The following is a 13,318-nucleotide window of genomic DNA, read 5'->3' as shown; positions in this document are numbered from 1 at the left end:
TCACCGGCAATGATCCGTCAGTTCTCCCGGGGCGCGAATGCACCGCCCCCCGCCTGGGAATACTCCAGTCAGTCCGGCCCCGAGGCCACCGGGGCAGCGAGGCCGGCTTGCCGCGGATGACGCAGGGTCATCCGCTCTGGAGGCCTAGTGGTCAGTTCCAAGAGCCGCCGGACACCAGACCGGCGCACGTACGTTCTCGACACCAGCGTGCTCCTGGCGGACCCGCTCGCCATGACCCGCTTCGAGGAGCACGAGGTCGTCCTGCCGGTGGTCGTCGTCACCGAGCTGGAGGCCAAACGGCACCACCCGGAGCTGGGCTACTTCGCCCGCCAGGCGCTGCGGCTGCTCGACGACTACCGCATCCGCCACGGACGGCTCGACGAGCCGATCCCGGTCGGCGAACTCGGCGGCACCATCCGGGTCGAGCTCAACCACTCCGACGTGTCGATACTGCCGGCCGGCTACCGCTCCGGCGGCGGCGAGGCGGACACCCGGATCCTGGCGGTCGCCCGCAACCTGCAGGCCGAGGGCTACGACGTCACCGTCGTCTCCAAGGACCTGCCGCTGCGGATCAAGGCCAGTTCGGTGGGCCTGCTCGCCGAGGAGTACCGGGCCGAGCTGGCGATCACGTCCGGCTGGACGGGCATGTCCGAACTGCACGTCCCCGCCGACCAGGTGGACGCGCTGTTCGCGGCGGGCCACGACGCGTCGGTGGACCTCGACGGGGCCGACGAGCTGCCCGTCCACACCGGACTGGTGCTCACCTCGGAGCGCGGCCGCGCGCTCGGCCGGGTCACCGGTGACGGCCGGGTCCGGCTGGTGCGCGGGGAGCGCGAGGCGTTCGGGCTGCGCGGGCGCAGCGCCGAGCAGCGGGTGGCGCTGGACCTGCTGCTCGACCCGGACATCGGGATCGTCTCGATGGGCGGCCGGGCCGGCACCGGCAAGTCGGCGCTGGCGCTGTGCGCGGGTCTGGAGGCGGTGCTGGAGCGGAGGCAGCATCGCAAGGTGATGGTCTTCCGGCCGCTGTACGCGGTCGGCGGCCAGGAACTCGGCTACCTGCCGGGTTCCGAGGCGGACAAGATGGGCCCCTGGGCGCAGGCGGTCTTCGACACCCTCTCCGCCGTCACCACCCCGGACGTGATCGAGGAGGTCATCTCCCGCGGGATGCTGGAGGTGCTGCCGCTGACCCACATCCGGGGGCGCTCGCTGCACGACGCCTTCGTGATCGTGGACGAGGCGCAGTCGCTGGAGCGGAACGTCCTGCTGACGGTGCTGTCCCGGATCGGCCAGGGCTCGCGGGTGGTGCTCACCCACGACGTGGCGCAGCGGGACAACCTCAGGGTGGGCCGGTACGACGGTGTGGTGGCGGTGGTGGAGAAGCTGAAGGGGCATCCGCTCTTCGCCCACATCACGCTCACGCGGTCGGAGCGTTCGCCGATCGCGGCGCTGGTCACGGAGATGCTGGAGGACATCCACCCGTGATCCGCCCCTGATCGGGGCATAGTGGGACAATAGGGTCAACTCGACCTGCGGGGCCCGCTCCTGACGGAGCGGGCCCCGGCCGTTTCATCACATCGAGTGCTTTCCGTCCGGGAAACTCCCGTGCGGTGAATGTGACATGCGCCACGCGGGCGGGAATTGCGTCGACCGTGCCCGGTGCGGCATGGTGAGGGTTCTGTCAGGCCCCGCGTACGGCGCGGCAGGGCTTCCGGACTCGGAAGTCAGGCCCCGGAAGGTCCGCCAACTCCGGTCGGTGGACACACAATTGAAGACCGACGAGCCGTACGCCGCCCGATTCCAACGCCCGGTCGCCTCACCTCGGCCGGACGCCGGGCCAGCACCTCCCGTGACCAGAGCACCGTGCGGAGGTCCGTGCCAAGGGGCATCTTGCGCCCACACGGTCACGCGTGGGCGATGCTGGAAGGAATCCATGTGACTCGGATCTCGGTCCGGGGAGTCGCTGTGGCCTCCGCCACCGCCGTCACCGCTGTCGGTGCCGTCGTGGGCATGGCCTCGGGCAGCGAGGGCAAGACGACGCAGACGGTCGATGTCGCCGGTGCGACCCTGCTTGCCGAAGTCCCCTCTGGCGTCCAGGCGCAGACCATCAGTGACAACATCGGCCAGCAGGCATCCGCCCAGCAGGCCTCCGCCGACGCCGCCGCCAAGGCCGCCGCCGAGCAGAAGGCCGCTGAGGAGGCCGCGCGCCAGAAGGCGGCCGCGGACGCCCAGGCGAAGGCCGACGCCCAGGCCAAGGCCGACGCGGACAAGGCGGCCAAGGCCGCCGACGACGCGCGCAAGGCCGCCGCCGAGGCCGCCAACCGGTCGAAGGCCCGCTCGGCGATGACCGCCGTCGACGCCAGCGCGCCCCCGGTCTCGGTCAGCCCCGGCTCGGTCCAGGACACTGCCCGGCAGATCGTCGGCAACGACGCCCAGTTCCAGTGCTTCAGCCAGATCGTGAAGCGCGAGAGCGGCTGGGACTACACCGCCACCAACAAGAGCTCCGGCGCGTACGGTCTGGTGCAGGCGCTGCCCGGCAACAAGATGGCCTCGGCCGGTGCCGACTGGCGCACCAACCCGGCCACCCAGATCCAGTGGGGCCTCAGCTACATGAACAGCCGATACGGCAGCCCCTGTGGCGCCTGGTCGTTCTGGCAGGCCCACAGCTGGTACTAGGAACGGCTGCCGCCCCGGCGGCGCGCTCCGTACGGCCCCCGGCCGCCCGCCCTTCCCGGGCGGGTGACCGGGGGCCGTCGCCGTTCCGGGGCCGGGCCGCCCGGAGTCGCCCGGAGTCGGCGGGCCCGAGTCGCCCCGGGTCGGCGGGAGAAAGGGCGAACCGCGCCGCCCGGGCTGCGCTGACCAGTGCGCTCTCGGGCGGTGCGGTCCTGGGTGCGGACGCGGGGCGCGGGAAGGGGTCCTGGTTGCTTCCCGCACCGGCCGGTCCGCCGGCGGTTGGCTCACGGCGCTCCCGGAGGCGCTGCCTCCGGGGTCTCGTCCCGACTCCTCCCCAGCGAAGTGCATCCGAAACCACCTGGAACATGGCGATTTGCCCGCATTTCCGGGGTGGGGTGTTCCCCTCGAACCCACCGGTGGCCGGACTTGCCGTGCCCGCGCCGGGTAGCGTCATCCCTGACGGCCGCGGCAGGACCCGCGGCGTACCGCCGGGCACGGCGGGCGGGCCGGGGAGCGGTGGTAGCGAGCATGGCGCGGGGCGGAAAGGCCTTCAAGGCCGTGGCCAAGGGCATGGCCGTGGTGGCGAGCGCGGCCGCCGTGATCGAACGGCGCCGACGCGCCGCGATGGCGGCCGACCCGCACGAACTCGCCGTCCCCGGGCTCACGGAGGGGCACCCGCTCGCGGAGGGGCGCGCCCTCGTCGAAGCGCAGGTCCTCGCCGACGGCCGCGGACCGGCCGTCACGGAGGGGGCGGGCCCGGTGCCCGTGCCCCGGACCGACCCCGCGCCGGCGCCGGAGGCACCGGCGGGTGCGGCACCCGCCGCGGCCCCGGCCGCACCCGCCGCGCACGCGGGGCTCGGCCGCGAGTACCACCCCGGCCGGCCCGCCACCCCCGCCGAGGCGGTGCCGTGGGGGCTGCGGGTGGCCGCCGAGTCCACCTGGCGGCTGCTGCTGCTCGGCGCCGCGCTCTACGTCGTCTTCTACGTGGTCGACATGTTGCGGCTGGTCGCCTTCTCGGTGCTGGCCTCGCTGCTGATCGCCGCGCTGCTGGAACCCTCGGTGTCCTGGCTGCGCCGACGGGGGGCACCGCGCTCCCTGGCGGCGGGCGGGGTGTTCCTGAGCGGCCTGGCCGGGATCGGGCTGGTCGGCTGGTTCGTGGTCTGGCAGGTGAGCACCAACCTGCCGAGCGTCACCACCCAGGTCAAGGACGGTGTCAACCAGCTGAAGGACTGGCTGGTCACCGGGCCGCTGCACCTGACCCAGCAGCAGATCACCGACTTCGCCGACCAGATCACCAAGGCGATCACCACCAACACCGACCAGCTCACCTCGGCCTCGATCACCGGCGCGCAGATCGCCGTCGAGGTGCTGACCGCGGTGCTGATGACCTTCTTCACCACCTTCTTCCTGCTCTACGACGGCGAGAAGATCTGGAACTGGGCGTTGCGCGGGCTGCCCCGGCACTCCCGCTTCGCGATGGCCGGCGCGGGCCCGAAGGCCTGGGCGACGCTCACCGCCTACGTGCGCGGCACCGTGTGCGTGGCCTTCATCGACGCGGTCTGCATCGGGATCGGCATCGACCTGCTGGGCGTGCCGCTGGCCATGCCGCTGGCGGTGATCATCTTCCTGGGCGCCTTCGTCCCGCTGGTCGGCGCGCTCGTCACCGGCACCGTCGCGGTGCTGATGGCCCTGGTCACCCAGGGCGGGGTATGGGCGGCACTGATGGTGCTGATCCTGCTGATCGCGGTGATGCAGATCGAGAGCCACATCCTGCAGCCGCTGATCCTGGGCCGGGCCGTCCGGGTGCACCCGCTGGGCGTGGTCCTCGGCGTCGCGGCCGGCGGCATCATCGGCGGCATCGGCGGTGCGGTCGTCGCCGTCCCGCTGATCGCCGTCACCAACACCGTGATCACCCACCTGCGCCGCCGCAACGAGGCCGGCCAGGCCGTGTTCACCGCGCTCGAAGCCGCCCGCGAAGCGGCCGAACGCACCGCCGCCACCCATCCGAACCCGCCCGCGGAGCCGGCCCAGGCCGTTCCGCCGGTCCAGCCGGCCCGTCCCGCGCGTCCCGCCACGGACTGAGCGGAGCGACGGCTCCCCGGCGTGCCGGGGCCGGAAACGGCGGCGGGCCCCTCCCGGACGTGGTGTCCGGGAGGGGCCCTCTCGTGGTGCCGGGTGCGTCAGGCGGTGACGGCGGCGAGGGCGGCCTCGGAGTCGAGGACACCCGCCACGGCCTGCAGGACGGCGGCGATCTTCATCGAGGCCTGGACGACCTCGCGGTCGACGCCGGCCTTGCGCAGGACGGCCTCGTGCGAGTCGAGGCACTGGCCGCAGCCGTTGATGGCCGAGACGGCGAAGCACCAGAGCTCGAAGTCGACCTTCTCGACGCCCGGGGTGCCGATGATGTTCATCCGCAGACCGGCCCGCATCGTGCTGTACTCCTTGTCGGAGAGCAGGTGCAGCGTCCGGTAGTAGACGTTGTTCATCCCCATGATCGCGGCCGCGCCCTTGGCGGCGGTGTACGCCTCGGGGGAGAGGTTGGCCTTGGCCTCGGGCTCCAGCTCGCGCAGCAGGCCGGGGCTACGGGTGGCCATCGCGCAGGACAGCACGGTGCCCCAGAGCTGCTGGGCCGGGAGGTCGGAGTTGCCGATGACCGAGCCCAGGTTGAGCTTGAGGTCCTTGGCGTAGTCCGGGAGGGCGGCCTTCAGGTCGTCGAGGGCCATGGGTCAGCCCGCCAGCAGGGCCTGGGCGTCGAGGGTGTCCTCGCCCTTGGTCCAGTTGCACGGGCACAGCTCGTCGGTCTGCAGGGCGTCCAGCACCCGCAGGACCTCCTTGGGGTTACGGCCGACGGAGCCGGCGGTCACCATGACGAACTGGATCTCGTTGTTCGGGTCGACGATGAAGACGGCGCGCTGGGCGGTGCCGTCCTCGCCCTCGACGCCGCAGGCGCGCATCAGGTCGTGCTTGATGTCGGCCAGCATCGGGAAGGGCAGGTCGCGCAGGTCCTTGTGGTCCTTGCGCCAGGCGTGGTGCACGAACTCGGAGTCACCGGAGACGCCGAGGATCTGGGCGTCGCGGTCGGCGAACTCGTCGTTCAGCTTGCCGAACGCGGCGATCTCGGTCGGGCAGACGAAGGTGAAGTCCATCGGCCAGAAGAAGACGATCTTCCACTTGCCCTCGTAGGTCTTGTGGTCGATGTCAGCGAAGGCGCTCGCGGCGTCCAGGTCGACACAGGCCTTGAGGTCGAACTCGGGGAACTTGTCACCGATCGTGAGCACGTTCGCTTCTCCTGAAATGAGGTGTGGGGAGCTTTTGTCCGGAATCCGGACACGCATCACGATTCCACATCGTGGACTGATCGGGGAAATAGCTACACTGGATGTGTCTGATCGGAGATTGCTATCAGTATCGAACCTCCCACGTCGCGGCCAGGATCCCGCCGGTCCGCCGCGGCCAAGACCGACCCGACTGTGACGAGCGCCACCGTCCGCAGTCCCCGCACCCCGACCGTCGCCCAGCTGCGGGCCTTCGTCGCGGTGGCCGAGCACCGGCACTTCCGGGAGGCCGCCGCCGCCACCGGGACCAGCCAGCCGGCGCTCTCCGGGGCCGTCGCCGCGCTGGAGGAGTCGCTGGGGGCGCAGCTGGTAGAGCGTACGACGCGCAGGGTGATCGTCACTCCCCTGGGGGAGCGCGTGCACCGGCACGCGCGCAAGGTGCTCGCCTCGCTGCAGGCCCTCACCGAGGAGGTCGAGGCCGCCCGCCGCCCGTTCACCGGGCCGCTGCACCTGGGCGTCATCCCGACCGTCGCGCCCTACCTGCTGCCCACCGTGCTGCGGCTGGTCCGGGACCGCTTCCCCGAGTCGGAGCTGCACGTCCACGAGGAGCGCACCCCCTCGCTGCTGGAGGGCCTGGCCGCCGGACGCCTGGACGTGTTGCTGCTCGCGCTCCCGGCCGGCGGGACCTCGCCGACCCTGGACATCCCGCTGTTCGACGAGGACTTCGTCCTGATCACCCCACCCGGCCACCCGCTCGCCGGGCGGATCGACGTCCCGCGCGACGTACTGCTCGACCTGGACGTGCTGCTGCTGGAAGAAGGGCACTGCCTGCGCGACCAGGCGCTGGACATCTGCCGCGAGGTCGGCGCCGACCCGACCGGCTCGACCACTCGCGCGGCCGGCCTCTCCACCCTGGTCCAGCTGGTCGCCGGCGGTCTCGGGGTGACCCTGCTGCCCGCCACCGCACTGGACGTCGAGGCCGGGCGCACCGACCGGCTGGCCGCCGTCCGCTTCGCCGCCCCGCAGCCCGGTCGCCGGATCGGGCTGGCCGTCCGCCCGGGCTCGGCCCGCGGCGCCGAGTACGAGCGCTTCGCGGCCGCGCTGCGTGAGGTGCTGGTCGAGCTGCCGGTCCGGATCGTCGGCTCCCCGGAGCCGGCGGCTTCGTCCTAGGGCGCGTTCCCGGGGGTGGCGGGCGTGCCCAGGCAGAGTCCGACCGCGGTCGCCACCAGCACGTCCAGGGCCCGCAGGGTGTCCGGGCCGGGCTGCTCGCCGGGGGCGCGCAGCGACAGGTAGCGGTCGGTCAGGCCGTGGAAGCCGGTCAGGAAGTGGACCGCGATCTCCTCGGCGGGTGCGGCCAGTCGCAGCCCGTGCGCGTCGGCGAGGGCGGTGATCATCTCGGTCGCGGTGCCCTCGGTCTCCTGCTGGAGGGCCCGCATGATCTCCTGCAGGTCCGGGTCGCGCATGGCCAGTGCCGAGAACTCGGTGAGCAGCACGCAGCGCCCGTCCGGGCCGGTGGAACTCTCCCAGAGCGCGTGGACCAGGGTCCTGACCTGCTCGGCGAAGGAGCCCTCGCCGGGGTAGGCGTCGCGGACGTGGCCGATGAACTCGGCGGTCAGCTGCTCGACCACCGCCCGGTAGAGGTCCTTCTTGGTGCCGAAGGTGTAGTGCACCGTCGCCTGCGCCACGCCCAGCTCGGCCGCGATCGCGCGGGTGCTGCCGGCGGCGATCCCCTCCCGGGCCATCAGGTCGATGGCGGCCTGGATCAGTTGCGGGCGGCGTTCGGAGGCGGGGACGTGAGCCATCCAGTCAGGGTATCGCCACGGTCGGGCAACTGCGTCAGGCGATCCTGTCGATTGCACCTGTCGCTCGACTTGGTCACCTGACAAACTTGCGCGTACGGTGGGAGCGACCTGCCCTGACCGACCCCGAGGGACCGCCCATGGCCACGTACCTGTACCGACTGGGCCGCTTCTGCTTCCGGCGACGGCGCGCCGTCCTGGCCGTCTGGATCGCCGTGCTGATCGCGATCGGCGGGGCCGCGGGCGCCTTCGCGGGCAAGACCAGCGACGAGTTCAAGGTGCCCGGCACCGAGGCGCAGAGCACGCTGGACCGGATCAAGGACACCTTCCCGGCACAGGGCCACGCCTCCGCCCAGGTCGTCTTCGCCGCCCCGGCAGCCGGCGGCGCCACCGCGCCCGGGGCGGCCGAGGCGGTCGGCCGGGCCGTCGCCCGGATCGCCCAGGTCCCGGGCGTGGCCGCGGTGCCCGACCCGTACGCCACCGGCGCCGTCTCACCGGACCAGCGGGTCGCGATCGCCCTGGTCTCCTTCGACCGCAAGCTCGCCGACGTCACCGACCGGCAGCGCGACGCGGTCAAGGCGGCCGCCGAACCGGCCCGCGCGGCCGGACTGGACGTGGCCTTCGGCGGCGACGCCTACAACACGTTCGCCCAGATCGAGGGCGGCTCCGAGTCGATCGGCCTGGTGGTCGCCGGGACGGTGCTGGTGATCACCCTGGGCACGCTGGTCGCGGCCGGGCTGCCGCTGCTGACCGCGCTGGTCGGCGTCGGCGTGGCGATGGCCGGACTGCTGGCGCTCACCGGCTCGTTCCAGATCATCACCACCGCGCCGGTGCTGGCCCTGATGGTCGGCCTCGCGGTCGGCATCGACTACGCGCTGTTCATCCTGTTCCGCCACCGCCGGCACCTGGACGAGGGCTTGGAGCCGGAGGAGGCGGCCGCCCGTGCCACCGCTACTGCCGGCAGCGCCGTCGTCTTCGCCGGACTGACCGTGGTTGTCGCGCTCGCCGGGCTGGCCGTCGCGGGCGTTCCGTTCCTCACCGTGATGGGCCTGGCCGCGTCCGGGGCGGTCGTGGTGGCGGTCCTGGTCGCGATCACGCTGCTGCCCGCGGTGCTGGGCTTCGTCGGGTGCGTCGTCGACCGGCTGCCGGTCTGGAAGCGGGCGCTGCGCACCGGCGGCAGGACCACCACCGGTGAGCGCTGGGCCCGCTTCGTGGTCCGCCGCCCGCTGCCGGTGCTGCTCGTCGGACTGGCCGGGCTCGGCGTCATGGCGGTGCCCGCGGCGAGCCTGGACCTCGGGCTGCCGGGCGGCGGCTCGCAGGCCGTCGGGACGGACGCGCGCAAGGCCTACGACCTGGTCAGCGACAGCTTCGGGCCGGGCTTCAACGCGCCGCTGGTGGTGGTCGTGGACGCCCACGGCGCGCCGCGGCCCGACCAGGCGGTGCAGGGGGTGGCCGCCGAGCTGCAGACCCTCAAGGGCGTCCGGACGCTGCTGCCGCCGCAGGTCGACCAGGACGGCCGGACCGCCCTGGTCCCCGTCATCCCGCGGACCGGCCCGGACCACGAGGACACCAGGGCACTGGTCGACGAGATCCGCGACCGGCGCGGGGAGTTGAAGTCGGCGACCGGCGCGGACATCGCGGTCACCGGCACCACCGCCGCCAACATCGACGTCTCCACCAAGCTGGGCCAGGCCCTGCCGCCGTTCGTCGCGGTGATCGTCGGCATCGCGCTGCTGCTGCTCGCGCTGGCCTTCCGCTCGGTGCTCGTCCCGCTCAAGGCGGTGCTGGGCTTCCTGCTCAGCATCGGGGCCTCGCTGGGCGCGGTGGTCGCCGTCTACCAGTGGGGCTGGCTGGACGGCCTGATCGACGTTCCGAAGGTCGGCCCGGTGGTCAGCTTCGTGCCGATCCTGCTGATCGGCGTGCTCTTCGGACTGGCGATGGACTACGAGCTGTTCCTGGTCTCCGGGATGAAGGAGCAGCACGTCCACGGCAAGGCGCCGCGCGAGGCTGTCGTGGGCGGGGTCAAGGGCGGTGCCCGGGTGGTGACGGCGGCCGCGCTGATCATGGTCTCGGTGTTCGGCGCCTTCGTCTTCGGCCACGACCCGATCGTCCAGCCGATCGGCTTCGCCCTCGCGGTGGGCGTCCTGGTGGACGCCTTCGTGGTGCGGATGGCGCTGGTGCCGGCCGCGATGGCGCTGTTCGGCAAGGCCGCCTGGTGGTTCCCGAAGCGGCTGGAGAAGGTCGTGCCGAAGGTGGACATGGAGGGCGAGCAGCTGATCGCGCGGCTGACGGAGCAGCCGGTGAAGGAGCCGGCCGGGGTCTGACACCCGGTCGGGGCGCCCGGTGGAACCCGTTCCGCCGGGCACCCCGACCCGGTTCCGGCGGGCGCGCGGCCGACGGGCCGGCTACGGCTGCGGCAGCCGCTGCTCGAACCAGACCACCTTGCCGGTGCCCAGCCGGGTCGCGCCCCAGCGGTCCGCGCACCGGGCCACGATCTGCAGCCCGCGCCCGCGTTCGTCCTCCGGGCCGGTCCGGCGCGGGCGCGGCAGCAACGGACTGTCGTCGCCCACCTCGCAGCGCAGCCGGGTGGTGCGCACCAGGCTCAGGGTGACCGGCCGCGTCGCGTGCTGGACGGCGTTGGTGACCAGCTCGCTGACCATCAGCTCGGTCGCCTCGCTGAGCTCGTCCAGCCCCCAGCGGCGCAGGGTGTGCGCGGCCAGCCGGCGGGCCCGGCCCGGCGTCTCGTTGCGGGGCTGCAGGTACCAGTGCGCGACGTCCCCGGCCGGAATGCCGTCGAAGCAGGCGCCGAGCAGGGCGATGTCGTCGCCGCGGTCCCCGGGCGGCAGGATCCGCAGCGCCTCCATGCACAGCTGCTCGGGTGACTGCCAGCGGGCGGCGGCGATCCGGGCGCGCAGCACCTCCAGGCCGTCGCTGATCGGGCGGCTGCGGGTCTCCACCAGGCCGTCGGTGAACAGCAGTAGCGCGGACCCGGGCGGCGCGGGCAGTTCGACCGAGTTGAAGTCCACCCCGCCGACCCCGATCGGGGCTCCGGAGTCCAGCTCCACCAGTTCGGCCGTCCCGTCCGGGCGGACCAGCACCGGCGGGACGTGTCCGGCGTTGGCCAGGACCACCCGGTTGGCGATCGGGTCGTAGACCGCGTACACGCAGGTGGCCAGGTGCTGTTCGCGGCCGAGCCGCTGGGCCTGCTCGTCCAGGTGGTAGAGCACCTCGTGCGGCGGCAGGTCGAGAGCGGCCAAGGTCTGGGCGCTGGTGCGCAGTTGGCCCATGATGGCGGCCGAGGTCAGCGAGTGGCCCATCACGTCGCCGACGATCAGGGCGACCCGGTTGCCGGGCAGCGGGACGGCGTCGTACCAGTCGCCGCCGACCTGCGCGCCACGCTCGCCGGGCAGGTAGCGCTGGGCGAGCCGGACGCCGTGCGGCTGCGGCAGGCGCAACGGCAGCATGCTGCGCTGGAGCTCGTTGGCGATCTCCCACTCGCGGGCGTACCGCAGGGCGGTGTCCACGGCCAGCCCGGCCTGGGTGGCGAGGTGCGCGGCGGTCGCGGTGTCCGCGGCGTCGAAGGCCGGGCGGCCGGTGCGTTCAGGAGGACGGCGGATCAGCACCAGCAGCCCGAGGACGGCCTTGCGGCCGCGCAGCGGAAGGGCCACCACGGAGGTGCCCGGGGCCAGCCGGGCCACCCCGCGGCTGCCGTACAGCTCGCGCAGCAGCACCTCGGTGCGTTCGGAGCCGGGCGTGCCGAGAACGGCCGCTTCGGCGGGACGGCGGCTCAGCAGGGCGTGCGCGAGCGCCCCGCCGCGGGTCACCGGGGTGGCCGGGCCGCTGTCGGCGGTCGAGCGGGCGCCGTAGCGGCGCCGGTCGTCGAAGCCGCTCGGGCGGCCGCGACGGCCGATCCGGGTGCCCGTGCTGTGGTGGATCCGCAGCTCCTCCGGGAAACCGGGCTCGCGCTCCACGTTGGGCAGCGGGTCGCGCAGGTGGACCACGGCGGCGTCGGCCAGCGTCGTGACCAGCACCCGGCCGATGTTGCGCAGCGTCGCGCCCAGGTCGAGGGCGCTGTTGATCCGCCGGGTCGCCGAGTCGAGGTAGGCGAGGCGGTCCGCCACGTCGGCGCGCTCCGGCCGCGCGGACGGCGGCTTCGCCGGGCCCTGCGCCCGGGCCGGGACCTGGCGGCGCTGGCCCGGGACGGCGGGCGGCTGCTCCGCCTCGGTCTTGAGCTGGTCGCGCACGGCTGCCTGTCCTGGATTCGGTGTGGTCGGTTGGTTTTCCGGTCGATCGGTCGGTCGGGCGGTCAGCCGACGCGTCGACAGCACAGGAACAGCTGTTCCTCCGGCGGCAGCGAGGTACTGGCCGGCGCGTACGGATGCCCCGAACACTCCTCGACGGCGAAGCCGGCCGCGACCAGAACCCGCTCCAGATCCTCCCTCAGATACCCACTGATCCGCAGCTCTCTGCCAAGGAACGGAAGCGGAACGTGATCCAGGTCCGCCTCGACCATACCGAGCGCCAGCAGTCCGCCCGGCCGCAGGAGTTCGCGCAGCCGCCGGAGGACGGTCGGGATCTCGTCCTGCGGCAGCAGGATCAGCGAGAAGAACGCGGTGACGGCGGCGAAACCGCCGCGGCCGTCCGGGCCGAGCCCGGGGGCGCTCCAGACCCGGTCCGCGCGCTCGGTGGCCAGATCGTACAGGTCGATCCGATGGAACACCGGCGGGAACGGGCCGGGGAAGGCCGCCCGCCGGGCCAGGGTGAGCATCACGTCCGAGAGGTCCACACCGGTGACCCGCAACCCGGCGCCGGTCAGCTGGCGGACGGTCGGCTCACCCGTGCCGCAGCCCACGTCCAGCACCCGGGCCCCCGGTTCGAGTCCGGCGAGCAGCCGCCGGCCGCAGGCCAGCTGTCCGTCCTTGGCGGGGAAGGCCTCGCCGTACCCCGCGCCGATGGTGTCGAAGGCGACCGCCTGCAGGGCCCGGGCCGCCCGGCGCCGCCGTACCTCGGGCTCGTCGTCCCCCGCGTCCTCGCCGACGCCGAACGCGTCGGATATCTGTCCGGTCGTCACGTTGAGAGGCACCCTTCCACCCGTGGCCTCCGGCCGGCTCCTCGGCGACCTCGCGGGCCGCTGCCGGTGGCGGCGTGTCACGCTCCCCGCAGCACACGGACGGACCGCACCCGACGCGTTCCCGGCAGCCACTCGTGTGCGTACTGGCATCTGAGAATATGCGTGATCACAGCGTCGTGGGGTCCCTTTCCGGCCAACTCGTCGTACTTGGGTCGATGTGGCCGGGCTTGCGGGAGCACGACGGTGCGGGCCGGGGTGGTGCGCCAGGCCCCGCACGCCGCACGACGCGCCGGGCAGAGGCGCTGACCTGCGGTTTCACCGATCCGCAGACCGACTATCGGGCGTTTATCGAACGTCAATCGGCGGGGTGCACAGTGGAGTCCAGCGCCGGGGAAGCGTTGAGGGCGCTCCCCCCCCCCGGGGGGGGCGGGAGCGCCCACCCCCGGCACCGGGGCGGTGCTCAGCCGGGGGAAGGGGGCCTCACGGCGCGGGGGGCGTGAAGG

General features: G+C 73.2%; 10 protein-coding genes. 5 read left to right on the top strand and 5 right to left on the bottom strand.

Annotation, left to right across the window (positions count from 1 at the left end):
• The first annotated feature begins 147 nt into the window (after nucleotides 1-147).
• From ACFV0O_RS32835 to ACFV0O_RS32825, 3 genes are all read left to right on the top strand, one after another.
• Nucleotides 148-1,482: a PhoH family protein gene (locus ACFV0O_RS32835; protein WP_360260899.1), complete on the top strand. Its 1,335-nt coding sequence runs from the start codon at nucleotides 148-150 to the stop codon at nucleotides 1,480-1,482.
• 432 nt (nucleotides 1,483-1,914) lie between these two features.
• Nucleotides 1,915-2,673: a transglycosylase SLT domain-containing protein gene (locus tag ACFV0O_RS32830; RefSeq protein ID WP_380347409.1), complete on the top strand. Its 759-nt coding sequence runs from the start codon at nucleotides 1,915-1,917 to the stop codon at nucleotides 2,671-2,673.
• A gap of 525 nt (nucleotides 2,674-3,198) precedes the next feature.
• Nucleotides 3,199-4,752: an AI-2E family transporter gene (locus ACFV0O_RS32825; protein ID WP_380347408.1), complete on the top strand. Its 1,554-nt coding sequence runs from the start codon at nucleotides 3,199-3,201 to the stop codon at nucleotides 4,750-4,752.
• A gap of 98 nt (nucleotides 4,753-4,850) precedes the next feature.
• Here ACFV0O_RS32825 and ACFV0O_RS32820 read toward each other — a convergent pair whose 3' ends face one another.
• Together ACFV0O_RS32820 and ACFV0O_RS32815 are read right to left on the bottom strand one after the other, a co-directional pair.
• Nucleotides 4,851-5,393 carry an alkyl hydroperoxide reductase gene (locus ACFV0O_RS32820; protein ID WP_360260906.1) on the bottom strand — a complete coding sequence of 181 codons (543 nt, stop codon included), beginning with the start codon at nucleotides 5,391-5,393 and terminating at the stop codon, nucleotides 4,851-4,853.
• A 3-nt stretch (nucleotides 5,394-5,396) separates the two neighbouring features.
• On the bottom strand, nucleotides 5,397-5,948 hold the full coding sequence (locus ACFV0O_RS32815) for a peroxiredoxin (RefSeq protein ID WP_350515070.1): 552 nt from the start codon (nucleotides 5,946-5,948) through the stop codon (nucleotides 5,397-5,399).
• Nucleotides 5,949-6,140: 192 nt separating this feature from the next.
• Here ACFV0O_RS32815 and ACFV0O_RS32810 point away from each other — a divergent pair, with 192 nt between their 5' ends.
• A complete protein-coding gene (locus ACFV0O_RS32810; RefSeq protein WP_380347407.1) occupies nucleotides 6,141-7,115 on the top strand; it encodes a LysR substrate-binding domain-containing protein in 975 nt (324 codons plus the stop codon).
• On the opposite strand, the gene ACFV0O_RS32805 is transcribed toward ACFV0O_RS32810, so the two are convergent.
• Nucleotides 7,112-7,747, bottom strand: coding sequence for a TetR/AcrR family transcriptional regulator (locus tag ACFV0O_RS32805; protein ID WP_380347406.1), 636 nt, complete (start codon nucleotides 7,745-7,747; stop codon nucleotides 7,112-7,114). The two genes, ACFV0O_RS32810 and ACFV0O_RS32805, sit on opposite strands and share 4 nt — an antisense overlap.
• A gap of 137 nt (nucleotides 7,748-7,884) precedes the next feature.
• Here ACFV0O_RS32805 and ACFV0O_RS32800 point away from each other — a divergent pair, with 137 nt between their 5' ends.
• Nucleotides 7,885-10,068: an MMPL family transporter gene (locus ACFV0O_RS32800; protein ID WP_380347405.1), complete on the top strand. Its 2,184-nt coding sequence runs from the start codon at nucleotides 7,885-7,887 to the stop codon at nucleotides 10,066-10,068.
• Between the two features lie 81 nt (nucleotides 10,069-10,149).
• On the opposite strand, the gene ACFV0O_RS32795 is transcribed toward ACFV0O_RS32800, so the two are convergent.
• Together ACFV0O_RS32795 and ACFV0O_RS32790 are read right to left on the bottom strand one after the other, a co-directional pair.
• Nucleotides 10,150-11,988 carry an ATP-binding SpoIIE family protein phosphatase gene (locus ACFV0O_RS32795; protein WP_360260915.1) on the bottom strand — a complete coding sequence of 613 codons (1,839 nt, stop codon included), beginning with the start codon at nucleotides 11,986-11,988 and terminating at the stop codon, nucleotides 10,150-10,152.
• A gap of 62 nt (nucleotides 11,989-12,050) precedes the next feature.
• Nucleotides 12,051-12,815 (bottom strand): methyltransferase domain-containing protein, encoded by a 765-nt coding sequence (locus ACFV0O_RS32790; protein WP_380347404.1) that lies wholly within the window; start codon nucleotides 12,813-12,815, stop codon nucleotides 12,051-12,053.
• Nucleotides 12,816-13,318 lie beyond the last annotated feature (503 nt).

Origin of the sequence: Kitasatospora sp. NPDC059577, assembly GCF_042735475.1 — a bacterium.
In the GTDB taxonomy this organism is placed as follows: domain Bacteria; phylum Actinomycetota; class Actinomycetes; order Streptomycetales; family Streptomycetaceae; genus Kitasatospora.
Note: the sequence above shows the minus strand (reverse complement) of the source record. Positions and strands in the feature narration are given on the sequence as shown.